The 21061-nt window shown below is 65.5% G+C and carries 19 protein-coding genes and 1 pseudogene; 5 read left to right on the forward strand and 15 right to left on the reverse strand.

Annotated elements, in window-relative coordinates:
• Nucleotides 1-29: 29 nt before the first annotated feature.
• Nucleotides 30-1187, forward strand: coding sequence for an MFS transporter (locus tag BRA471DRAFT_RS21740; protein ID WP_007611137.1), 1158 nt, complete (start codon nucleotides 30-32; stop codon nucleotides 1185-1187).
• Nucleotides 1188-1218: 31 nt separating this feature from the next.
• Nucleotides 1219-1410, forward strand: a complete 192-nt coding sequence (locus BRA471DRAFT_RS21745) for a hypothetical protein (RefSeq protein ID WP_007611138.1) — start codon at nucleotides 1219-1221, stop codon at nucleotides 1408-1410.
• Here BRA471DRAFT_RS21745 and BRA471DRAFT_RS39020 read toward each other — a convergent pair.
• From BRA471DRAFT_RS39020 to dmeF, 3 genes and pseudogenes are all read right to left on the reverse strand, one after another.
• Nucleotides 1407-2284 (reverse strand): annotated as a pseudogene (locus BRA471DRAFT_RS39020) (DMT family transporter). The gene BRA471DRAFT_RS21745 and the pseudogene BRA471DRAFT_RS39020 overlap by 4 nt on opposite strands.
• A gap of 83 nt (nucleotides 2285-2367) precedes the next feature.
• Nucleotides 2368-3198, reverse strand: coding sequence for an N-acyl homoserine lactonase family protein (locus tag BRA471DRAFT_RS21755; protein WP_007611139.1), 831 nt, complete (start codon nucleotides 3196-3198; stop codon nucleotides 2368-2370).
• Nucleotides 3199-3276: 78 nt separating this feature from the next.
• On the reverse strand, nucleotides 3277-4227 hold the full coding sequence (dmeF, locus tag BRA471DRAFT_RS21760) for a CDF family Co(II)/Ni(II) efflux transporter DmeF (protein WP_007611140.1): 951 nt from the start codon (nucleotides 4225-4227) through the stop codon (nucleotides 3277-3279).
• Nucleotides 4228-4422: 195 nt separating this feature from the next.
• Between dmeF and BRA471DRAFT_RS21765 the strand changes: the two genes are divergently transcribed.
• The gene (locus tag BRA471DRAFT_RS21765) at nucleotides 4423-5241 is read left to right on the forward strand and encodes a chromate resistance protein ChrB domain-containing protein (protein WP_007611141.1); all 819 of its coding nucleotides are present in this window, start codon (nucleotides 4423-4425) and stop codon (nucleotides 5239-5241) included.
• On the forward strand, nucleotides 5241-6626 hold the full coding sequence (chrA, locus tag BRA471DRAFT_RS21770) for a chromate efflux transporter (protein WP_007611142.1): 1386 nt from the start codon (nucleotides 5241-5243) through the stop codon (nucleotides 6624-6626). Before BRA471DRAFT_RS21765 ends, chrA begins: the two co-directional genes overlap by 1 nt.
• A 162-nt stretch (nucleotides 6627-6788) precedes the next feature.
• Here chrA and BRA471DRAFT_RS21775 read toward each other — a convergent pair whose 3' ends face one another.
• Nucleotides 6789-7724 (reverse strand): LysR family transcriptional regulator, encoded by a 936-nt coding sequence (locus tag BRA471DRAFT_RS21775; RefSeq protein WP_007611146.1) that lies wholly within the window; start codon nucleotides 7722-7724, stop codon nucleotides 6789-6791.
• Nucleotides 7725-7831: 107 nt separating this feature from the next.
• On the opposite strand from BRA471DRAFT_RS21775, the gene BRA471DRAFT_RS21780 reads away from it, so the two are divergent.
• Nucleotides 7832-8245, forward strand: a complete 414-nt coding sequence (locus tag BRA471DRAFT_RS21780) for a hypothetical protein (protein WP_007611147.1) — start codon at nucleotides 7832-7834, stop codon at nucleotides 8243-8245.
• Nucleotides 8246-9144: 899 nt separating this feature from the next.
• Here the strand turns inward: BRA471DRAFT_RS21780 and BRA471DRAFT_RS21785 are convergent.
• From BRA471DRAFT_RS21785 to BRA471DRAFT_RS21835, 11 genes are all read right to left on the reverse strand, one after another.
• Entirely contained in the window at nucleotides 9145-10689 is a 1545-nt protein-coding gene (locus BRA471DRAFT_RS21785) for a GMC family oxidoreductase (protein ID WP_007611157.1), read from the reverse strand.
• A gap of 84 nt (nucleotides 10690-10773) precedes the next feature.
• Nucleotides 10774-13032 (reverse strand): DNA topoisomerase IV subunit A, encoded by a 2259-nt coding sequence (gene parC, locus BRA471DRAFT_RS21790; RefSeq protein ID WP_007611158.1) that lies wholly within the window; start codon nucleotides 13030-13032, stop codon nucleotides 10774-10776.
• 61 nt (nucleotides 13033-13093) lie between these two features.
• Complete coding sequence (locus BRA471DRAFT_RS21795; protein WP_007611160.1) at nucleotides 13094-13378, reverse strand: hypothetical protein; 285 nt, start codon at nucleotides 13376-13378, stop codon at nucleotides 13094-13096.
• 100 nt (nucleotides 13379-13478) lie between these two features.
• A complete protein-coding gene (recO, locus tag BRA471DRAFT_RS21800) occupies nucleotides 13479-14231 on the reverse strand; it encodes a DNA repair protein RecO (protein ID WP_007611162.1) in 753 nt (250 codons plus the stop codon).
• A 121-nt stretch (nucleotides 14232-14352) separates the two neighbouring features.
• On the reverse strand, nucleotides 14353-14733 hold the full coding sequence (locus BRA471DRAFT_RS21805; protein WP_007611164.1) for a hypothetical protein: 381 nt from the start codon (nucleotides 14731-14733) through the stop codon (nucleotides 14353-14355).
• Nucleotides 14734-14754: 21 nt separating this feature from the next.
• Nucleotides 14755-15681 (reverse strand): GTPase Era, encoded by a 927-nt coding sequence (era, locus tag BRA471DRAFT_RS21810; RefSeq protein WP_007611165.1) that lies wholly within the window; start codon nucleotides 15679-15681, stop codon nucleotides 14755-14757.
• Entirely contained in the window at nucleotides 15671-16522 is an 852-nt protein-coding gene (gene rnc, locus BRA471DRAFT_RS21815) for a ribonuclease III (RefSeq protein WP_007611172.1), read from the reverse strand. Before rnc ends, era begins: the two co-directional genes overlap by 11 nt.
• The gene (lepB, locus tag BRA471DRAFT_RS21820; protein WP_007611177.1) at nucleotides 16519-17283 is read right to left on the reverse strand and encodes a signal peptidase I; all 765 of its coding nucleotides are present in this window, start codon (nucleotides 17281-17283) and stop codon (nucleotides 16519-16521) included. Before lepB ends, rnc begins: the two co-directional genes overlap by 4 nt.
• 248 nt (nucleotides 17284-17531) lie before the next feature.
• Nucleotides 17532-17951, reverse strand: a complete 420-nt coding sequence (acpS, locus tag BRA471DRAFT_RS21825; protein ID WP_007611179.1) for a holo-ACP synthase — start codon at nucleotides 17949-17951, stop codon at nucleotides 17532-17534.
• A complete protein-coding gene (locus BRA471DRAFT_RS21830) occupies nucleotides 17948-18700 on the reverse strand; it encodes a pyridoxine 5'-phosphate synthase (protein ID WP_007611186.1) in 753 nt (250 codons plus the stop codon). Before BRA471DRAFT_RS21830 ends, acpS begins: the two co-directional genes overlap by 4 nt.
• 44 nt (nucleotides 18701-18744) lie before the next feature.
• Nucleotides 18745-21030: a bifunctional (p)ppGpp synthetase/guanosine-3',5'-bis(diphosphate) 3'-pyrophosphohydrolase gene (locus tag BRA471DRAFT_RS21835; protein WP_007611189.1), complete on the reverse strand. Its 2286-nt coding sequence runs from the start codon at nucleotides 21028-21030 to the stop codon at nucleotides 18745-18747.
• Nucleotides 21031-21061: the final 31 nt, after the last annotated feature.

A 21061-nucleotide genomic window follows, 5' to 3' on the forward strand; every position in this document is an offset into this window, starting at 1 on the left:
ATGACACTGCCGATCAGAAATACGGGGATATGAGCCAGCGCCAGCTTCCGATCATTCTGGCGCTCGGTACCACGCAGACCCTGGCCTGGGCCTCGAGCTACTATCTGCCGGCCCTGCTCGCCGATCCCATGGCGCGCGATCTCGGCATTTCCTCCAACTGGGTGTTTGGCGCGTTCTCGGCTTCGCTGGTGATCTCGGCGCTGCTCGGCCCGCGCATCGGGCGACAGATCGATCTCGTCGGCGGCCGGCAGGTCCTCTCGGTGTCGAACCTGACGATCGCCGCCGGCCTCGTTCTGCTCGGCCTCTCGCAATCGGTGGCGGTGATGGCGATTGCCTGGCTGGTGCTCGGCATCGGCATGGCGATGGGGCTTTACGACGCTGCCTTCGCCGCGCTCGGCCGCATCTACGGCACCGAGGCGCGCAGGCCGATCACCGGCATCACGCTGATGGCGGGCTTTGCATCGACCGTCGGCTGGCCGCTCACCGCCTGGGGCCTTGCCCATATCGGCTGGCGCGAGACCTGCTTCGCCTGGGCCGCCGCCAATATCCTGATCGGCCTGCCGCTCAACTTCTTCTTGCTGCCGACCATCAAGGGCGCCAGGCAGGCCGCGGCGACAGCAGAGAAGCCGCATCTGCCGCTCGACCGCACCATGATCCTGCTCGCGTTCGTCTTCGCAGCGGTCTGGACTGTCACTGGCGCGATGGCCGCGCATTTTCCGCGCATCCTGGAGACCACAGGCGCGACGCCGGTCGAGGCGATCGCGGCCGGAGCGCTGATCGGCCCCGCGCAAGTCGCCGCGCGGGTTCTGGAAGCAGGCTTCCTCAGTCGCTTTCATCCGCTATGGTCGACGCGGCTCGCCTGCCTCACCCACCCCATCGGCGCCGTGGTCGTGGCCATCTTGGGCGGCGCCGCGGCCAGTGCGTTTGCGCTGTTCCATGGCTCCGGCAACGGCATTTTGACCATCGCGCGCGGCACGCTGCCGCTCTCGATCTTCGGCCCCAAGGATTTCGGCTATCGCCTCGGCATCATCGGCGCGCCGGCACGGATGGCGCAGGCCGTGGCGCCGCTGGCCTTTGGCCTGCTCATCGACGTCATGGGGGCCAAGGTGCTGATCGTCTCCTCCGCGCTCAGCCTCTCGGCGCTGGCCGCGCTGTTCATGATCCGCACGCAACCGCGGCCGGATTGACCGGGCGGGAGCTTTCGCGCACAAGCGGAGCATGACCGAAGACACGCGCCCGCCCCGCACATTCAAAGGCCTCCTGCGCTGGGCGACCACGCCGCCGCAGGCCTGGGGCGTCTATCTCCTCGCCATCATCCTGGTCTGGCTGATCTCCTTCTACGCCGGCTCGCTGAAGCCGAAGAAGATGCCGGACGCGAGCCCGCCGCCGGTCACGGCGCCGCGCAGCTAAGCCGGCTTCGTCTCGCTGGTAGCGATCCAGATGCCGGCGAACACGGCGACCAGCCCGATCAGGAGATTTGGCGTGATCGGCTCGCCGATCAGCAGCGCGGCGAGCAAGGTCGCGGCGATCGGGTTGACCGTCATCGTATTGGCGACCCGGGTCGGCGTCGCGCGCGCCAGCGCCATGACCCAGAGGATGAAGGCGAGCGCACCGCCGCCGATGCCCAGATAAATCCGGCAATCCAATGCGCCGTCGTGAACTGCCCGAGCGCTGCGAAACTGCCTTTCACCAGACCCGCGAGCACCAGCACGGCGGCGCCCGCACCCATGCCGACCGTGAGAAAGCCGAGCGGGCTGGAGCGCTGCATCAGCGGCCGCGACAGCACGTTGTAGAACGCCATGCAGAACACGGCACCGGTCATGATCAGCTCGCCGCGCCAGGCGCCGGGCGGGCTTTGCGCCAGGCCCGCGGCCAGCGCCGCCGCCACGCCGAGCACCGCGATGCCGACGCCAATGACCTTGCGCGACGTCAGCCGCTCGACGCCGAGGATGGCGCCGACCACCATGGTGTGGAGCGGCAGCGTCGCAAGCGCGAGACTGGCGCGCGCGGCGGTCGTGTAGGACACCGCGATGTTGTAGAGGATGAAGAATAGGCCGAAAAAGCAGATGCCGAGCAGCGCCACGGCCGGCCAGTCGGACCGCTGCGGCCAGCGCACGCCGAGCATCAGGGCACACGGCAGGAGGCAGAGAGAGCCGATCCCCCAGCGCAGGATCGCGAGCAGGATCGGATCGGCGCCGCCGACCAGATAGCGGGTGATCGCCGCGGCAGTGCCGCCAAGGCTGCTCGACGCCAGTGCGATCGCAACCCCGGCCCACTCACCCACAATCGTCTCCCGTTGCGGAGCTTGTCGAGGGCGCTAGCACGTCCCTGTTGCCACCATAGTGGCAACAGGGGTGTTGCGGGAAGCTAGTCGTAAAACTCCGGCGACATCTTCTGGCTGTCGCGCTGGGACTTGTCGTGGTTGATCCAGAGCTGCGCCTTCTCCTTGCCGAGCGTGTCGGCGATCTTCTGCATCGAGGCCGTGCTCTGGTCCTTGTTGGCGTTCATGCTGGGCACGCGGCGGTTGTCCCAATTATCCTTGAAGTGCACTGCATCGCCCGACAGCACGACCGCGCCGGTCTTCGGCAGCTTCACCAGCAGCGATTGGTGTCCCGGCGTATGGCCGGGCGTCGACAGGATGGTCACGCTGCCGTCGCCGAACACGTCCTTGTCGCCCGCAAGCAGCTCGACCGGATGTGACGGCTTGAATCGCGGCTCGTTGTTGGCGCCGGGCCAGTCATACTCGGCCTTCTGCACGTAGAGCATGGCCTGCGGGAACAGCTCGACATTGCCGGTGTGGTCGGGATGGGTGTGCGAGACGGCCATCATCTTGACGTCACCGGGCTTGAGGCCGAGCTGTTCGAGCTGGGCGGCAAGCGTCTTCGGCCGGCGCCAGCTCACCGCCTTGGGATCGGCGGGCGCGAGGCCGTTCGGCATCGCGGCGACTGCGTCGGCGATGCCGGTGTCCCACAGGAACCAGCCCTTGGCGTGCTTGATGAGATAGCAGCTGTCGACGAAGTCCATCGTCTTGCCCTCGTTGAGGCCGGGCGTCCAGCGCGAGATGTCGCCGGCGGTGCCCTCGCCGCAATTGAGGACGTAGAGCCTTTCGACACCGGTCTTTTCGGACTGTGCCAGCGCCGCATGACAGGACAGAACGAGGGCAGCGACGGCGAGAGCGAGCGTGATCCTTGGCGTCATTCGTTCCTCCCTTGCAGCCATTGTCGGCTGTGACCGAGGATCAACCCCGGTCCGTTCGCAGAATTCCCGCAACCCGCTTCAATGCGGGCAGGTCTCGACCTCGACGGTGACGTGGCTCAGCCCCTTCAACCCGGCGAGCCGCCTCTTGTAGACGGCCGGCTGCTTCGGCTTGTCCGACACCACCGACACCAACACGGCGCAATGGCCGGGGCCGACCTGCCACAGATGCAGATCGGTGACGCGGTCATCACCGGTCTCCATACGCGCCCGGATCACACGCTCGAGCTTCTCGTCGGCGCGCACGTCGAGCAACACCGCGCCCGATGTCTTGATCAGGCCGAACGCCCAGCTCGCGATCACGGCACTGCCGATCAGGCCGACCGCCGGATCGGCCCAGGCCCATCCCGAATACATGGCGACCACCAGCGCGGCGATCGCCAGAACCGAGGTCGCCGCGTCCGCCATGACGTGGACATAGGCGGCGCGGAGATTGTTGTCGTGATGATGGTGATGATGATCATGCTCATGATCATCGTGATCATCATGCGCATGACCGTGGTGGTGGTGATCGTGGCTGCCGCGGAGCAGCCAGGCGCTGGCGAGATTGACGCACAGACCGAGGGCGGCCACCACGATGGCCTCGCCATAGACGATCGGCACCGGATTGATCAGCCGCAGCACGCTCTCATAGGCGATCTCGACCGCGATCAGGCCGAGGATGATCGCGCTGGCGAAGGCGGCGAGATCGCCGAATTTGCCGGTGCCGAAGCTGAAATGCGAGCTCCCCAGGTGCCGCCGCGCAAAGCGATACGCGAACGCCGCAATCCCCAGCGCCGCCGCATGCGTGCCCATGTGCCAGCCGTCGGCGAGCAGTGCCATCGACCCGAACATCGAGCCGGCGACGATCTCGCCGACCATCATGACCAGCGTCAGGATGACGACGAGCCAGGTGCGCCGCTCGTTCTCGTCGTGCTTGTCGCCCAGAAAGGCGTGGTCATGGGTCCATTGTTCGATGGAATGGGAATGCATCGAAAATTCTCCGGAAGGTCTGGTCCGTTGACCCGCAATATAGACCTGCGGGGTCCTCGGACAAAATCGGCGAAACGAGCCGATTGACAGGCGGGTGCCGTTTCGATGTAATAAAGGTCATGGGGATTTGAGCGATCTCCCCACGAGGCGACATGCCCAAGTATCGCGTCCCGTTTGTTCTTACGAGGGCGCATCATGTCTTCCTACACGACGATATCATCTGAAAAAATGGCACGGCTGATCGGCACGGCGAATGCGCCTGTCCTGATCGATGTCCGCACCGACGAGGATTTTGCCGCCGACCGGCGGCTGATCCCCGGCTCCATCAAGCTCAGCCACGAAAATGTTCCCGACTGGGGCGCCAACTTCGCCGGCCGCTCCGCGATCGTCTCCTGCCTGCGCGGCGAAAAACTCGCGCAGGGCACCGCCGCCTGGCTCAGGCAGCTCGGCGTGCAAGCCGAGACGCTGGAGGGCGGCTTCGAGGGCTGGAAGGCGGCAAAACTGCCGCTGGTCGACACCCGCAAGCTGCCGCCGCGCGACGCCAAGGGACGCACCGTTTGGGTGACGCGGGCGCGGCCAAAGGTCGACCGCATCGCCTGCCCCTGGCTGATCCGACGCTTCGTCGATCCCACGGCCGTCTTCCTGTTCGTGGCGCCTTCGGAAGTGGTGGCGGTCGGGCAACGCTTCAACGCAGCCCCGTTCGACATCGAGAACGTGTTCTGGAGCCACCGTGGCGAGCTCTGCACCTTCGATGTAATGATCGAGGAGTTCGGGATTGCCGCGCCTGCGCTGCTCCGGCTCGCAACGCTGGTGCGCGGCGCCGACACCGGGCGCCCCGACCTCGCCCCTGAGGCCCCCGGCCTGCTCGCGGCTTCGCTCGGGCTGTCGCGGATGTATGATGACGATCTCGAACAGCTCGAGGCCGGCATGCTGCTCTACGACGCCTTCTATCGCTGGTGCCGTGACGCGACGTCTGAGACCCATAACTGGCCGACCAACAAGGCAAAGGCTTGATGGACACCCGTACGACCGAAACAGGAGCTGACGCCGGTCACGGCGTCAGCTTCAGTGAAGCCTTTCGCGTCTGGCTCCGTGTCGCCTGCCTGAGTTTTGGCGGGCCCGCGGGCCAGATCGCGGTCATGCACCGCATCCTGGTCGAGGAGAAGAACTGGATCTCCGAAGCCCGTTTCCTCCACGCGCTGAACTACTGCATGCTGCTTCCCGGTCCGGAGGCACAGCAGCTGGCGACCTATGTCGGCTGGCTGATGCACCGCACCGCCGGCGGGCTGATGGCAGGCGGGCTGTTCATCCTGCCCGGCATCATCGCCATCATGGGCCTGAGCTATATCTACGCCGCCTTCGGCAATGTCAGCTTCGTCGAGGCGCTGTTCTTCGGGCTGAAGGCCGCCGTGCTCGCCATTGTCGTCGAGGCCGTGGTGCGCGTCGGCAAGCGCGCGCTGAAGAACCGCGTCATGATCGCGCTTGCCGCGATCGCCTTTGTCGCGATTTTCTTCTTCGCGATCCCCTTCCCGGTCATCATCATCGCCGCAGGCATCATCGGATATATCGGCGCCAAACAGGGCCGTCCGGAATTCGCGCCGGCCGGTCACGGCCCTGGCGGCAGCAGCGCCGTGATCGACAGCATGCTCGGCGACGCTGTGCCCGAGCATGTCCGCCCCAACACCGCGCGCGCGATCCGGGTCGGCGCGCTGTGGCTGGCGCTCTGGCTGGTGCCGGTGATCGCGCTGTTGCTCGCTGTTGGACAAGACAATGTCTTCAGCCACATTGCTCTGTTCTTCTCAAAAATGGCGCTGGTCACCTTCGGCGGCGCCTATGCGGTGCTGGCCTATGTCGCCCAGCAGGCGGTCGAGCACTATCACTGGCTGAAGCCGCACGAGATGCTCGACGGCCTCGGCATGGCCGAGACCACGCCCGGTCCTTTGATCATGGTGCTTCAGTTCGTGGGCTTCATGGCCGCCTTCCGTGATCCAAGCGGCCTGTCGCCGATGCTCGCGGCTACGCTCGGCGGATTGCTCGCAACCTGGGTCACCTTCACGCCCTGCTTCCTCTGGATTTTCGTAGGCGCCCCTTACGTCGAACGGTTGCGCGGCAACAAGGGCCTTGGCGGTGCGCTCAGTGCGATCACCGCTGCCGTCGTCGGCGTGATCCTCAACCTCTCGATCTGGTTTGCGTTGCACACGCTATTCCGCGAGACCGTGCCGGTGCACGCGTTTCCGTTTGCCTTCGACATGCCGGTCCTGACCAGCGTCGATATCCCCGCGCTCGCGCTGTCGATCGCTGCCGCAACCGCGATCTTCCGCTTCAAGCTCGGCATGCTGACGGTGCTCGCCGGCTCGTGTACCGCTGGCGTGGCGCTGCGGCTGGCGGGGGTGATCTAGGACGCGAACTCAGTGGTTCGTTGCGTCCCGGTTTGCCAATGGAAGGCGTCACTAAGCCGTCAGGTTTGCATGGCGGCTATAGGCCAAGGGGGGCTTCCCTACGAATCCCCAGGACCTTGAGCTCAGTTTCTTGGCGCCTGAATTTCGGTGACGACCGATGCTTCACACCCTCTTGTCGCTGAACGCGGCGGGAAGCGTGGCGAGGAACGACATGACGCGCTGTGTGCGCAGCGGCGGGCGGCGGTCGGAGGTGCGCAGCATCCATAGGGGTTCCCCGGACGCGCGCCAGGGCGCAAGCACTTCGACCAGCCGGCCGGCGCGAAGGTCTTCGTCGACGAGCCACGCTGGCCCCCAGCCGACCCCAAACCCATTCGCGATCAAAGCGAGCGAAGCGTGCGCGTCGTCGCAAATGTGCTTGGGTTTGGGCGTGATGCGAATGGGTCCTTTGCCGCGCGGGTCGGCGAAGCGCCAGGTCAGGATCTGACCGCTCGCGGGATTCCGGAAGCCGACGTGGTCGTGCGCGGAAAGCTCGTATGGAGTCGCCGGCGCGCCGCGCGCGTTCAGATAGGCAGGCGAGGCGCAAGCGATCCACGAGAACGTGCACAGCCGCCGCGCCTGATGGCCGGGCGCGCGGTCGAGGGGCCCTGAGCGGATCGCGACGTCGACGCCTTCCGCCGCGAGATCGAGAATCTCGTTGCGGAATTTGACCTCGATCTCGATTTCCGGCCGTTCCCGCAGGAACGCGGGCAGTCGCGGCAGGATGCAGGCGCGCGCGAACGAGGCGGGGGCGGTCACGCGCACCCGTCCGCCATCGTCGCCCGCGACTTCGCCGAGCGCGGATTGGACATGGGCGAGACTTTCGACCAACGCGCGTCCCGCCGCCATCAGCCTGTCGCCTTCTTCGGTCAGCGCCAACGAATGGGTGGAGCGATGCAAAAGCCGCAACCCGCGAGCCTTTTCAAAGCGGGCGACCGCCTTGGACATTGCCGAGGTGGTCGTCCCCGCGCGCCGCGCGGCTTCGGCAAAGGAGCCCGCCTCGACGACGCGGACGAAGGCGAGGAGACGAGAGAGGTCGGGAGGTAAAGTCGTTGTGGACATGCAGTCCACATAGTCATGGCTGCGTGGTCACTACAAGAGCCCTTCCCGAACGGCTAAACAGGAAGCGTCAGCCCGCATTCTGCGGCGCTGGAAACGCGGGAAGTCCCATGAACCCCATCGAAATCACCCTGCAAGCCCTTGACGCCGCCGAGCGCGCGATTCCACCCGGCCAGCCGGTTTATATGCTCAATCTGCTGCGCTACCGCGCGTTTGCGCGTTACGAGGACGGATTCGACGCCGCGCCCTGCTCGGGCCGCGAAGCCTTCCATGAACGCTACAGGCCGGCATTCCGGCGTCTCGCGGCCGGTAAGCCGCTCGTGCGGATGTTTTCCGGGCCGGTCCTAACGAGCCTCGTCGGCTCGCCAGGCGAACGCTGGGACGAAGCGGCGATCAATGAATACGGCGATTTCGCCACCTTCCGCTCGATCGTCGACACCGAGATTTACCGGCGCGAAGCCGCCCCGCATCGGCACGCGGCGCTCGAGGATTTCCGGCTGTTCGCGCTCGCGAAGGCGATGTGAACGCATCGAGGCGACTGCCTCTGCATTCGCCTTAACGGAGCTTATCTGGAATTTGTCCTTGAGCACCTCCCCGTGCCCGTCGGGCAAAACAGCCGCGATCACTTCCGCCACATCGCCTGTCAAGCCCACCTCGCAAAATATTCCACTTTACCGAAATTCGGATTTGTCGTACGTACGACATACCCTGACCCGGGACAAGGGGCGGATCGCGATCGTCACGAACCGCGGGTTGGGCAGCGATGGACGCGACGGCGCCGGGCGCGGCGAGCCTTGCAGGGCGGGAAACCGTGAGCACAGGCTTTCGTGCCTACGACACGATGCCGACAGCGCCTTCGCATGGCTTCGGGTGTGAGCACACGCCAGCACTCGAAGCGACATGCGAAGACGTGCGCGGACGAACAAGTCGTGTGGTCCTGACGCCCGGGGTCTGTGCGTCAAGTCCTGCAGCGATGTGGCGGCCCAACCGGGCGCGCGCATCAGTCATCTGCAGGACGACGGGGGCAATAGTGCATCGCTCCCCGAGGAGAGCACGAAGGACACGTTAAAACCATCGCGCAGGGAAGGCCGGGCGATCCGGCGAACCTGTGGTCCACCCCGTGTGCATTTCTATCGCGCACGGACCTGCGGGTGCCAGCCGGCGCCCGGCCTTCCCTGCGCCCTTGTCTCAACAAGGGCAATGCGACGACGCAAAACTCGGGCGGAAGCAGCCGCGAGATCGCGAACTCTCGTCCGCTGTTTGAAGCGTGGATCGGCGCGACAGTAGGTCCTAGCCCTATTCTCACTGTCATCGCCCGCGAAGGCGGGCGATCCAGTACTCCGAGACAGTCGCGATCGAGAAGAGAGGCCGCGGCGTACTGGATGCCCCGGTCGAGCCGAGGCATGACACCGTCGTTGTCGCTCTACCTCATCATCATCCGCGCAATCGCTTCCCCAATCACCACCGTCGTGAAGTGGGTGTTGGCCCGGCAATCCGACGGCATGATCGAGGCGTCGGCGACGCGCAGGCCCGCGATGCCCTTCACCGTACCATCAGGATTGACCACGCCGTCGGCGTCGTTGATGCCGGTCATCCGGCAACTACCGGCGGCATGCTGGATGTCGCCGGTCTCACGCCGCAGCAGCGCATCCAGTTCATGCTCCGGCAGCGCAGCGGCTTGCTGCAGCCTCAGATCGGTGTCGGCGAGCCGGATCCAGTCGGCGATGCCTGATAGCGCCGGCTGGGAGGTGATCACGGCCAGCCGCTTCACCGCATCCATCATGCGCAGCATGTCGCGGGGATCGGCCAGCATGTTTTCCTCGACGACCGGATCGATCGCGGGGTCGGTCGAGGTCAGCTTGAGCGTGCCACGAGAATACGCGTTGAACAGTCCGGCGCCGATCGCGCCCGGCACACCGATGCCGCGGTGGTTGAAGGCGATCAGGATCATGTCGCGCTTGCCGCCGTCGGCGAGGCCCGAGGAATAGGTCACGCAGCAATTGGTATGACGCGTGTCCGGATCGGTGGGCCGCAGATTTTCGTGGAGCTGGATCGTGGCGCGAAACAGCGGGTGGTCGAAGAAGTGACGGCCGACCGGCAGGTCGCGCTCGACCGCGATCCCCATCGCCTGCAGCTCACCGGCCGGTCCAAGGCCCGAGCGCAACAGGATCGCCGGACTGTGGATGGCGCCGGCGCACAGCACGATCTGGCGCGCGCTGATCTCGTGGGTGCCCTGCCCCTCGATGTGAACACGGAGGCCGGTCGCCCGGCCGTCGCTGATCAGCACGCGGTCGACCAGCGCATGCCCGCGAATTTCCAGATTGGCGCGACCGCGCGCGGGCTCCAGATAACCCTCGTTGGTGGTGATGCGGCGGCTGTCGCGGCTGTTGATGGGATAGCAGGCGACGCCCTCACCGTCGGGGCCGTTGACGTCGGCGCACCAGGGATAGCCGCTCCCCAGCGCCGCATCGCGCAAGCCGCGATCGATCGGGCCCCATTTGTCCGGCGGCGCCCGATAGACCGGCAGCGGTCCACCGCGTCCGTGGCCGGCGGCGTCGCCGAATTCCAGATCATCCTCGATCACCGAGAACAACGGCATGACGTCCTTGGCGGACCAGCCGGTGCAGCCATTGGCGGCCCATTCGTCGAACGCATCGGCAACGCCGCGGATGGCGATCTGGCCGTTCATCATCGACGAGCCGCCGAGCCCCTTGCCGCGCCAGTAGAAGCGCGGCTCCTGCCCCGCCACACGGCGCGTCAGAAGATCCGGCCATTGCCATTTCTCCTGGTACTCGCGCTTGTGGATGATCGGAATGGGATTTGGCGTCCTCACCTCCCAGGGCGCCTCGTCGGCGCGCCAGTCCAGACCGGCTTCGAGCAGCAGGACGCGCCGTGCGGGATCCTCCGTGAGCCGCGCCGCAACAGCGGCGCCGGCGGAGCCGCCGCCGACAACAATGACATCGTACATCGGGCTACTTCTCAAGATTCCAGAACACCGGGATGCCGGACGGTATCAGACCGCGCGCACCGGCGGAACCAGACTGTCGCCCGACTACCCGATCACCCTGCCGAACTTGTTGGACTTCGGGAATCCCTTCGGCGGTAGACGGCCGGCGTCGGCGCGGGAGCCTTTCCACTCGGCGAGCTCCTTCATGGTCGCAGAGAATTCGCGGCCGGCGGAGTCCTTCCAGGTCAGGCCCGTCTTGGCGTCGAACACGGCAATGTCGGAGAGGCCGCCGTCCTTGTACTTCTGCAGACGCACACCGCGACCGCGGGCCATCTCCGGCACCTGGTCGAGCGGGAAGATCAGCATCTTGCGATTCTCGCCGATCACCGCGACGGTGTCGCCGAGCACCTCGGTGACCGTGCGCGCCTCATTCGGCATGTCGACGTTGAGAACCTGCTTGCCCTTCTTGGTGGTGCCGACGCAATCGTCCTCGTTGACGACGAAGCCCTGGCCCTCGTGGCTCGCGACCAGGAATTTGCGCCCGCCCTTGTTGACGAACAGCGTGACCGGCGCGGCCTCCGGCTCGAGATCGATGAACTGGCGGATCGGCTCGCCATGACCGCGGCCGCCCGGAAGTTTTGCGACATCGAGCGAGTAGAACTTGCCGTTGGTGGCGAACAGCAGCAGCTTTGAGGTCGTCTCCGCGAAGAACGCGAACCCGAGCTTGTCGTCCTGCTTGAAGGCCAGCCCCGAGAGATCCTCGACATGGCCCTTGAGGGTGCGGATCCAGCCCTTGTCGGAGACGACCACCGTCACTGGCTCGCGCTCGACCAGGGCCTCCTCGATCGCGGCGAGATCATGCTCGGGCGCGTCCGCAAAGGTGGTGCGGCGCTTGCCGAGCGGGGTCTTCGGTCCGAACATGTCGCGGACCTTGCCGACCTGCTCGCCGACCTTCTTCCACTGCTCGGGCTCGGACGCCAGCAGTCCCTCGATGCCCTTCAGCTCCTTGCGAAGATCCTTGTCCTCGCTGCGGATCTCCATTTCCTCGAGCTTGCGCAGGCTTCGCAGCCGCATGTTGAGGATGGCTTCGGCCTGCACCTCGGTGAGCTTGAACGCCTTGATCAGCGCGGGCTTCGGCTCGTCCTCATTGCGGATGATCCTGATCACCTCGTCGATGTTCAGATAGGCAATCAGCAAGCCGCCGAGAATCTCCAGCCGGCGCTCGATCTCGGCCTTGCGATGGTTGGTGCGACGGATCAGCACGTCGCGCAGATGGTCGAGCCATTCGCGCAAGCATTCCGCCAGCCCCACGACCTTGGGAATGCGGCCCTTGATCAGCACGTTGAGGTTCAGCGGAATCTTGTTTTCGAGCTCGGTCAGCCGGAATAGCGATTCCATCATCAGCGCGGGATCGACGTTCTTCGACTTCGGCTCGATCACGATGCGGACGTCTTCGGCCGACTCGTCCCTGATATCGCCGACCAGCGGCAGCTTCTTCTGGTCCAGCAGCTCGGCGATCTTCTCGATCAGCCGCGATTTCTGCACCAGAAAGGGAATCTCGGTGACGACGACGACCCAGGTGCCGCGCGCGCCCTCTTCCTGCTCCCATCGGGAGCGGACGCGGAACGAGCCGCGGCCGGTGGTGTAGGCTTCAGCGATCGCCTGCTTGGAATCGACGCAGATGCCGCCGGTGGGAAAATCCGGACCCTTGACCCATTTCAGCAGCGCCTTGGATTTCGCGTCGGGCTTCTCGATCAGATGCAGCGCGGCGTCGCAGAGCTCGGCCGCGTTGTGCGGCGGGATCGAGGTCGCCATGCCGACCGCGATACCCTGCGCGCCGTTGGCGAGCAGGTTCGGGAAGCCGCCGGGCAGCACGATCGGCTCTTTCGACTGACCATCGTAATTGGGACGGAATTCGACCCCGTCCTCGTCGATGCCGTCGAGCAGAAGCCGCGCGACGTCGGTCATGCGCGCTTCGGTGTAGCGGTAGGCGGCGGGATTATCGCCGTCGATGTTGCCGAAATTGCCCTGGCCGTCGACCAGAGGGTAGCGCGAGGAGAAATCCTGGGCGAGACGCACCATGGCGTCGTAGATCGCCTGGTCGCCGTGCGGATGGAACGAGCCCATCACATCGCCGACGATTTTGGCGGATTTCTTGAACGCCGTGCCCGGGTCGAGCCGGAGCAGGCGCATGCCATAGAGGATGCGCCGGTGCACCGGCTTCAGGCCGTCCCGCGCATCCGGCAGCGCGCGGTGCATGATGGTGGAGAGCGCGTAGGCAAGATAGCGCTCTTCCAGCGCCTCACGCAGCGGCACCTCGTGAATTTCGGCCGGTTCCTCCGGCGGAATCAATCGTTTTCCCATGCCGCCCGGTTAAACCGTGGAAGCGAATCGGGCAAGGATCGATTGGTTCCCTGGGGGCGGCCTACTGGCCGGCCCAGCCTGCGGTGAAGGTCTGGGTGGGTTGGGCGTTTTTGGCCTGGGTGGTGGCTGGGGCATTGGTCAGACACCGCCGGGCCGTCTCGATCTCGGCCTCCGTCGCGCCTTTTGAGCGGGCCCAGGCCTCGGCTGCCGCAGCCGAATACTTGGCCACATAGAACCTGACGACGGTGCAGGAGGCACGGCGAAAGACGCCCGGCTGCTCACCCGCGAGGGCGTCCGGCGCCAGCGCGATCAGCGCTGCCGATATCACAAGTCCCTTGATCAGCATGAGCCTATCCCCGATTGGAACCCAAATTGGCAAGTCCGGGGAACCCAGTTTTGTTCCAGCAACGGCTGGCCCGCTGAGGCAACGCAGGGCCGCGCCAGGCTCATGGCGCGGGAATGGCGGCCTTTGCCTGCTGTCGAATCAGCGCGTTGATGAAGCCTGCCCGCGCGTCGGAATGGCCCTGCCCGCGCGGCTCCAGCACGTGACGCAGCAGGAAAAGGCCGGTCAGTCGAAAGCCGTCCTGGAGATCCTGATCGGTGAGGTCGCCCTGCACCTCGCCCTGGCGCAGGAACGGCGGCAGCCGCAACAGGCGGTCGCGCCACGGTTCGCCCGCCCCGCGCGACACCGCGCCGCCGGATTTGGGCGAGACGTAGATCAGGTCGTTGGTTTCTCCGGTCACGGCGCAGTTTTCCAGCGCCAGCCCGAAGCCGAGTTCGGTGAGCATTGCCAGTTCGAAATGGATCACGTGCACGGCCGCGCTGCCGATGTCGTCGAAATCGTCCAGCGAATGTTCGAGCAGCGCCAGGAGGTTTTCGTGCGGATCGCGCTCCGGCAGCAACCGCGCGATCGAGGCGAGATGGGTGATGCCGTAGACGCCGTGGGATGATCCCAGCAGCGTCGCCGCCCGCAGCTTGAGGCCCTCGATGGCATAGGTGCCGAGATGCTCATCGAGCCGCGCCCGCCACACCACGCTGAGGCTGTTGCCGGGCTGCAGCAGCGGCCGCATCCGCGAGCCGGCGCCGCCGCGGACGAGACCGAGATGGCGGCCGTGCGCGCGGGTCAGCAGCTCGACGATGGCGCTGCTCTCGCCATGCCGCCGCACCCCCAGCACGATGCCTTCGTCGGTCCATTCCATGGGTGAAGTCTAGCGGATTCCGGTCTTCAATCGTAGGGCGGATGGCCGAAGGCCTAATCGGCCAATCGCGGATGCACTCCTGGAAGGTGAATTGCGCGCCGCCGATCCACCCGACACGGCCTCACGCGTTGAACCAGCCCTGCGCGTCGCCGCGGAACGAGAAATACAATCCCATCGCCGTCAGCACGCAGGAGACGATCTCGATGGCGCTGTCGAGTTCCATGCCCTTCTGGCCGATGATCTGGCCGAGCGAGATCACCGACAGCACGAGTGCTGCAGCCAGTACCCAGCGCGGCCAGTTCTTGCGCCCGCGCGCGGCCAGCCGGACGAAATAGACCAGCAGCAGGATCATGCCGCCGGCAAGCAGCGTCGACGTCATGATCATCTGTTCGGTCATCTCGGCATTCGGCGTGCGGTCCTGCACCGCCATCGACAAGGCATCCAGCATCAACGATGCATAGAGCAACGCTTCGAAGCGCCGTACGTTGCTGGGTACGCTCATCGCCAACCGATCTTTTCTTGGTTATTCTTTGGGAAATTCCAGGCCCATCTCGCGGTAGCGATCGGGATCGTCGCTCCAGTTCTCGCGCACCTTGACGAACAGGAACAGGTGCACCGGCACGCCCAGGATCTCGCCGATCTCCTTGCGCGAGTCCGCGCCGATCGACTTGATGGTGGCGCCGCCCGCGCCGAGCACGATCTTCCGCTGGCTCTCGCGCTCGACGAAAATCGTCTGCTCGATGCGCACCGACTTGTCCTTGCGCTCCTCCCACTTGTCGGTCTCGACGGTGGACTGGTAGGGCAATTCCTGGTGCAGCTTGCGAAAGATCTTCTCGCGGGTGATCTCGGCCGCAAGCTGCCGCATCGGCGCGTCCGACATCTGGTCTTCGGGATAGAGGAACGGCCCCGGCGGCACGATCTCGGCCAGCGTATGCCGGAGGTCGTCGACGCCGTCGCCGGAAATCGCCGCGATCATGAAGGTCTTTGCGAAGGCCATGCGCTCGTTGGCGGCCTGCGCCAGCGCCAGCAACTTCTCGCGCTGGACCAGGTCGACCTTGTTGATGACCAAAATCTTCTCGTGCTTGACGCTGGCGACCTTGGTGAGGATCGCCTCGGCTTCCTCGTCGATGCCGGCCTTGGCATCCAGCAGCACGCAGACGAGATCGGCGTCATGCGCGCCGCTCCAGGCGGTCGAGACCATGGCGCGGTCCAGCCGGCGCTTGGGCAGGAAGATGCCGGGCGTATCGACCAGGATGATCTGTGCGTTGTTCTCGATCACGATGCCGCGGATCAGCGCGCGCGTGGTCTGCACCTTGCGCGAGACGATCGTGACCTTGGCCCCGACCAGCGCATTGACCAGCGTGGATTTGCCGACGTTGGGCGCGCCGATCAGCGCGACGAAGCCGCAGCGCGTAGCAGTGGGCGCCTCGCCGCTTGCTTCAACCGTCATTGCCGCCGCCAACGCCTTCACGTTCAATCATCACTGAAGCTGCCACCTTCTCTGCCGCGCGCTTGCTGCCGCCGATGCCTTCCGCCGGAGCGAGTCCCGGAAGATCGACCGCGACGCGGAATTGCGGATCATGATGCGGGCCGGTGCGCTCGACCTCGCGATAAACGGGCGTCGGCAATCCCTTGCCCTGCGCCCATTCCTGGAGAACGGTCTTGGGATCGCGCAAGGGACGTCGCGGCTTGTGCATGCGCTCCGTCCAGTTGCGCTTGACGAAATCGGCCGCCGCCGCGTAGCCGCCGTCGAGGAAGACGGCGCCGATCACGGCCTCGCAGATGTCGCCGAGTACGCTCTTGCGCAGGCGCGCGTCGGCGCTGGAGCCGACCGAGCCGAGCTTGATGTCGTCGAGCAGACCGAGCGACTTGGCGACATCGGCGCAGCTCTCCTTGCGCACCAGTTCGGCAAGTCGCTTGGACAGCTCGCCTTCGTCGGCGTTCGGGAAGGTGTGATAGAGCATGTCGGAGACGACGAGCCCGAGCACGTGGTCACCGAGGAATTCCAGCCGCTGATAGCTGTCGCCGCGCTTGCGCCCGGACTTCAGCGCGGAGACATGCGTGATGCCTTGCATCAAGAGGTTCGGATCGGCAAAGCTGTAGCCGATGCGTGCCTCGAGCCCCGCATTCGCATCCGAGCCCCTGACCTTGCTGCTCCGCACCCGCTTCTTCTTCGCAGGCGTCTTGTTTTCAGGCGTCTTGCTTTCAAGGCTCTTGGTCGCAGCTTCGCCGTCGGGGCCCGCTTGCGCCTCGGTCGGCAGGGTCGCGATGTCCTTGGCTTCGTCTTTCATCGGACGATTTTGAAGAAGCGATTCCAGCGCACCGCCCACGGCCAGCGCCAGAACATCCAGGCATGCTCGCCTTCGGCGATCGAGAAGAAGATCATCTGGGCGCGCCCGATCAAATTCTCCTTCGGCACGTAGCCGACCTGACCAAGGAAGCGGCTGTCGGTCGAGTTGTCGCGGTTGTCGCCCATCATGAAGAAATGGCCGGTCGGCACAGTGTAGACGTTGGTGTTGTCCACGTAGCCGTTGTCGGCACAGTCCAGCGTCTCGTAGGACACGCCGTTCGGCAGCGTTTCCTTCCAGCGCTTCACCCGGGAGACGCCGCTGCCTTCGGCGCCGCAGGGGTCCTCGCCGACAAATTCGCTCATGCGCTGCCGCTCGACCGGCGTGTCGTTGATGTAGAGCAGCCCGTCCCGCATCTGGATGCGGTCGCCGGGAAGGCCGATCACGCGCTTGATGTAGTCGGTGGAATCGTCCTTCGGCAGGCGGAACACGACGATGTCGCCGCGGTTCGGGTCCGAGCCCCAGATCCGCCCCGAGAACAGCGGCGGCGAGAACGGGATCGAGTAGTGGCTGTAGCCGTAGGAATATTTCGAGACGAACAGATAGTCGCCGACCAGCAGCGTCGCCTTCATCGAGCCGGATGGGATGTTGAACGGCTGGAACAGGAAGGTGCGGATCACCAGCGCAATCAGGAGAGCGTGGATCACGACCCGGATCGTTTCGCCGACGCCGCTCTCAGTTTTCGTTCCTGAAGTCACGCTCATTGCTCTCTCAATTCCGGCGGGCGGTCACAGCGCGCCCTCCTCGCGCGAGCAGCCCATCGCTCGCGGCCCAAGGAGATTGTCCTGATTCTGATAATGAGGGCCAATTCCGGCGTAAAGCCGAATTCGCCCAGCCTGATTTGCGTCCGCGGACTTTTAGACGGTTGTCGGAGGCCACGCAATCAAGGATCGCATCAAAACTGCATAAGCGTTTGATTTTGAATGCGAATTATAAAATGATCGGAGTGGCGTCAGGGTTTGGCCAGCGGCACGGCGGAAATGATGACGAAGGCCTGTGCCAACGGCCAGTCATCGGTGATCGACAGGTCGATCTGCGCCGCGAACCCTTCCGGCGTCAGGGCCTGGAGCCGGGCCAGCGCCCCGCCCGTCAATTGCATGGTTGGCCGCCCTCCCGGCAGGTTGACCACCCCCATGTCGCGCCACCACACGCCGCGCCTGATGCCGGTGCCGAGCGCCTTGGAACAGGCCTCCTTGGCGGCGAAGCGCTTGGCGTAGGTTGCCACCACCATCTTCTCGTTCTTGGCGCGCCGCTCCGCCTTGGCCCGCTCCGCCGCGGTGAAGATGCGGTCGAGGAAGCGCTCGCCATGGCGATCGATCACCTTGCCGACACGGGTGATGTCGATCAGATCGGAGCCGATGCCGATGATCATGCCCGGCTCCGGCCGCGGTCCATCGCCGCGCGCATGCTGCGAACCGTCTCGGCGAGACCGACGAACAGGGCTTCGCCGATCATGTAGTAGCCGATGTTGAGCTCCATGATCTCCGGCAAGCCGGCGATCGTCTCCGCCGTCGCGTAGTCCAACCCGTGTCCGGCGTGAACCTCCAGCCCCGCTTCCCTCGCCAGCTTCGCCCCTGCCACGATCCGCCGCCATTCGGCCTCGGCCTTGTCGGCGTGACCGTCGACGACGGCGTCGCACCAGGCGCCGGTGTGGATCTCGATCACAGGCGCGCGCAGCCGCGCTGCCATCTCGATCTGGGCGGGATCGGCCGCGATGAACAGCGACACCCGGATGCCAGCATCGTTCAGCCGCGCGATATAAGGCGCCAGCGCATTGTGCTGGCCGACGACGTCGAGCCCGCCTTCGGTCGTCACCTCCTGGCGCCGCTCCGGCACGAGGCACACCGCGTGCGGCCTGGTGGCGAGCGAAATCCGCATCATGTCCTCGGTCGCCGCCATCTCGAAATTGAGCGGCTTGGAGATCTCGGCTTTCAGCCGCGCCATGTCCTCGTCGCGGATGTGCCGGCGATCCTCGCGCAAATGAGCGGTGATGCCGTCGGCGCCGGCCTCGATCGCCAGCAGCGCCGCGCGCACCGGATCGGGATTGCGGCCGCCGCGCGCGTTACGCAGGGTCGCGACATGGTCGACATTGACGCCGAGGCGGAGCGGAGGTGCAGGCATTTCAGGACTCACGGAATCATAGGAATAGACAAGACGGAAGGCGTCTATCCATTAACACGTTCGGCGCGGGCGACGACCGCCTTCGCGCGCAGCTGGGCCAGGATCGCGCTCAAATGCTTGAGATCGTAGACTTCGAGATCGATCGTCGTCTCCGTGAAATCCGGTGAGCGGCGCTGCATGCTGATGTTGTCGATGTTGCCGTCGTGCTCGGCGATCACGGTCGCGATCTGCGCCAACGCACCGGGCTCGTTGACGTTCTCGACCTTGATACGGGCCGGGAAGCGCTGCGGCGCGGAGTCCTCGATGTCCCAGCGCACGTCGAGCCAGCGCTCCGGCTCTTCCTCGAAATCCTTCAGGGCCGGCGCCTGGATCGGGTAGATGGTGATGCCCTCGCCCGGCGTGACGATGCCGACGATGCGGTCACCGGGCACAGCGCCGCCGTTCGGCGCGAACTTCACCGGCAGGTCGGAATTGATGCCGCGGATCGGGATCGCGACCGGGCTGCGCGGTGGTTCGGACGACTTCTCCTTGAGCTTGGCGGCAAGCCCCTTCTTGACGCCGTAGCGCGCGATGCGCTCCTCCTTGTAGTCGGGATACATCGCACGCGCGACGTGGGAGGCCTTGATCTCGCCGCGTCCCACAGCCGCCATGACGTCCTCGATCGAGGTTCGTGCCAGTCGCGGCAGCGCGCCCTTGAGCTTGTCGTCGGCGTATTCGATCTTGGCTCGCTCGAACAGGCGCTCGACGATGCGCCGGCCGAGGCCGACATATTGATCGCGCACCGCAGTCCTGGTGGCGCGGCGGATCGCGGCGCGCGCCTTGCCGGTGACCGCGAGCGTTTCCCAGGCGGACGGCGGCGCCGCTTGCGCTTCCGAGGTCAGCACCTCGACCTCGTCGCCGTTCTGGAGCTCCGAGGACAGCGGCGCAAACTGGCCGTTGATCTTGCAGCCCACCGCGCTGTTGCCGACGTCGGTATGCACGGCATAGGCGAAGTCGATCACGTTGGCGTGGCGCGGCAGCGCGATCAGCTTGCCCTTCGGGGTGAAGCAGAACACCTGGTCGTGGAACAGCTCGAGCTTGGTGTGCTCGAGGAATTCCTCGGGGTTGGCGCTCTCCGAGAGGATGCCGATGGTGTGGCGCAACCAGGCGAACGCATTGGACTCCCGCTTGAGGAATTCGGTCGGCGAGCCCACGCCTTCCTTGTAGAACACGTGCGCGGCGATGCCGCGCTCGGCGATCTGGTCCATCGCCTCGGTGCGGATTTGCAACTCGACCCGCTGGTTGCCGGGGCCGATCACGGTGGTGTGGATCGAGCGGTAGTCGTTCTGCTTCGGCGTCGAGATGTAATCCTTGAACCGCCCGGGCACGACAGGCCAGTTGGTGTGGACGATGCCGAGCGCGCGGTAGCAAGCCTCGATGTCGTTGACGACGACGCGGAAGCCGAAGATGTCGGACAATTGCTCGAAGCCGACCGACTTGCGCTCCATCTTGGTCCAGATCGAGAATGGCTTCTTGCGCCGGCCATAGACCCGCGCCCCCAGGCCCCGATGGCGCAGATTGTTGGAGAGCTGGTCCTCGATTTCGCCGATCAGATTGCGGTTGCGCTCGGCCAGCGCATCGAGCCGCTGCATCACCACCGAATAGGCTTCCGGGTCGAGGGTCCGGAACGACAGGTCCTCCAGCTCCTCGCGCATCTCCTGCATGCCCATGCGCCCGGCCAGCGGCGCATAAATGTCGAGCGTCTCCTCGGCAATGCGCCGTCGCGATTCCGTCGGCACGAAGTCCAGCGTGCGCATGTTGTGCAGGCGGTCGGCGAGCTTCACCAGGAGCACGCGGACGTCGTCGGCAATCGCCAGCAACAATTTGCGCAGATTCTCGGCCTGCTTGGCCTCCCGCGACACCAGCTCCAGCCGCTTCAGCTTGGTCAGGCCCTCGACGAGCGCGCCGATCTCGGGCCCGAAGATCTGGTCGATCTCGGCCCGCGTCGCTTCCGTGTCCTCGATCGTGTCGTGCAGCAGCGCAGCCACGATGGTGGCGTCGTCGAGCTTCAGGTCGGTGAGAATCGCCGCCACTTCGAGCGGATGGGAGAAGTACGGGTCGCCCGAGGCGCGGGTCTGCGAGCCGTGCGCCTTCATGGCGTAGACATAGGCGCGGTTCAGCAGATCTTCGTCGGTGTTGGGATTGTAGGACCTGACGCGCTCGACGAGGTCATATTGACGCATCATGCGGGCGCGAGGCTTCGCCGGGCGCGCCACCGGCGCAGTCGGGGCCACGGCAACCGATTCGGTTGCGGCCTGCATCTGCGTTGGTGTGCGGCGTCGATATACCATGCCGTCCTGCCTTCAAACGGACCACGACACG

Source organism: Bradyrhizobium sp. WSM471 (genome assembly GCF_000244915.1).
Lineage (GTDB): Bacteria > Pseudomonadota > Alphaproteobacteria > Rhizobiales > Xanthobacteraceae > Bradyrhizobium.

What these genes read in the sequence shown, in the direction of transcription:
- BRA471DRAFT_RS21740 (WP_007611137.1), top strand. Translation starts at nt 30, where the DNA reads ATGAGCCAGCGCCAGCTTCCGATCATTCTGGCGCTCGGTACCACGCAG.
- BRA471DRAFT_RS21745 (WP_007611138.1), top strand. Translation starts at nt 1,219, where the DNA reads ATGACCGAAGACACGCGCCCGCCCCGCACATTCAAAGGCCTCCTGCGC.
- BRA471DRAFT_RS21755 (WP_007611139.1), bottom strand. Translation starts at nt 3,198, where the DNA reads ATGACGCCAAGGATCACGCTCGCTCTCGCCGTCGCTGCCCTCGTTCTG.
- dmeF (WP_007611140.1), bottom strand. Translation starts at nt 4,227, where the DNA reads ATGCATTCCCATTCCATCGAACAATGGACCCATGACCACGCCTTTCTG.
- BRA471DRAFT_RS21765 (WP_007611141.1), top strand. Translation starts at nt 4,423, where the DNA reads ATGTCTTCCTACACGACGATATCATCTGAAAAAATGGCACGGCTGATC.
- chrA (WP_007611142.1), top strand. Translation starts at nt 5,241, where the DNA reads ATGGACACCCGTACGACCGAAACAGGAGCTGACGCCGGTCACGGCGTC.
- BRA471DRAFT_RS21775 (WP_007611146.1), bottom strand. Translation starts at nt 7,724, where the DNA reads ATGTCCACAACGACTTTACCTCCCGACCTCTCTCGTCTCCTCGCCTTC.
- BRA471DRAFT_RS21780 (WP_007611147.1), top strand. Translation starts at nt 7,832, where the DNA reads ATGAACCCCATCGAAATCACCCTGCAAGCCCTTGACGCCGCCGAGCGC.
- BRA471DRAFT_RS21785 (WP_007611157.1), bottom strand. Translation starts at nt 10,689, where the DNA reads ATGTACGATGTCATTGTTGTCGGCGGCGGCTCCGCCGGCGCCGCTGTT.
- parC (WP_007611158.1), bottom strand. Translation starts at nt 13,032, where the DNA reads ATGGGAAAACGATTGATTCCGCCGGAGGAACCGGCCGAAATTCACGAG.
- BRA471DRAFT_RS21795 (WP_007611160.1), bottom strand. Translation starts at nt 13,378, where the DNA reads ATGCTGATCAAGGGACTTGTGATATCGGCAGCGCTGATCGCGCTGGCG.
- recO (WP_007611162.1), bottom strand. Translation starts at nt 14,231, where the DNA reads ATGGAATGGACCGACGAAGGCATCGTGCTGGGGGTGCGGCGGCATGGC.
- BRA471DRAFT_RS21805 (WP_007611164.1), bottom strand. Translation starts at nt 14,733, where the DNA reads ATGAGCGTACCCAGCAACGTACGGCGCTTCGAAGCGTTGCTCTATGCA.
- era (WP_007611165.1), bottom strand. Translation starts at nt 15,681, where the DNA reads ATGACGGTTGAAGCAAGCGGCGAGGCGCCCACTGCTACGCGCTGCGGC.
- rnc (WP_007611172.1), bottom strand. Translation starts at nt 16,522, where the DNA reads ATGAAAGACGAAGCCAAGGACATCGCGACCCTGCCGACCGAGGCGCAA.
- lepB (WP_007611177.1), bottom strand. Translation starts at nt 17,283, where the DNA reads ATGAGCGTGACTTCAGGAACGAAAACTGAGAGCGGCGTCGGCGAAACG.
- acpS (WP_007611179.1), bottom strand. Translation starts at nt 17,951, where the DNA reads ATGATCATCGGCATCGGCTCCGATCTGATCGACATCACCCGTGTCGGC.
- BRA471DRAFT_RS21830 (WP_007611186.1), bottom strand. Translation starts at nt 18,700, where the DNA reads ATGCCTGCACCTCCGCTCCGCCTCGGCGTCAATGTCGACCATGTCGCG.
- BRA471DRAFT_RS21835 (WP_007611189.1), bottom strand. Translation starts at nt 21,030, where the DNA reads ATGGTATATCGACGCCGCACACCAACGCAGATGCAGGCCGCAACCGAA.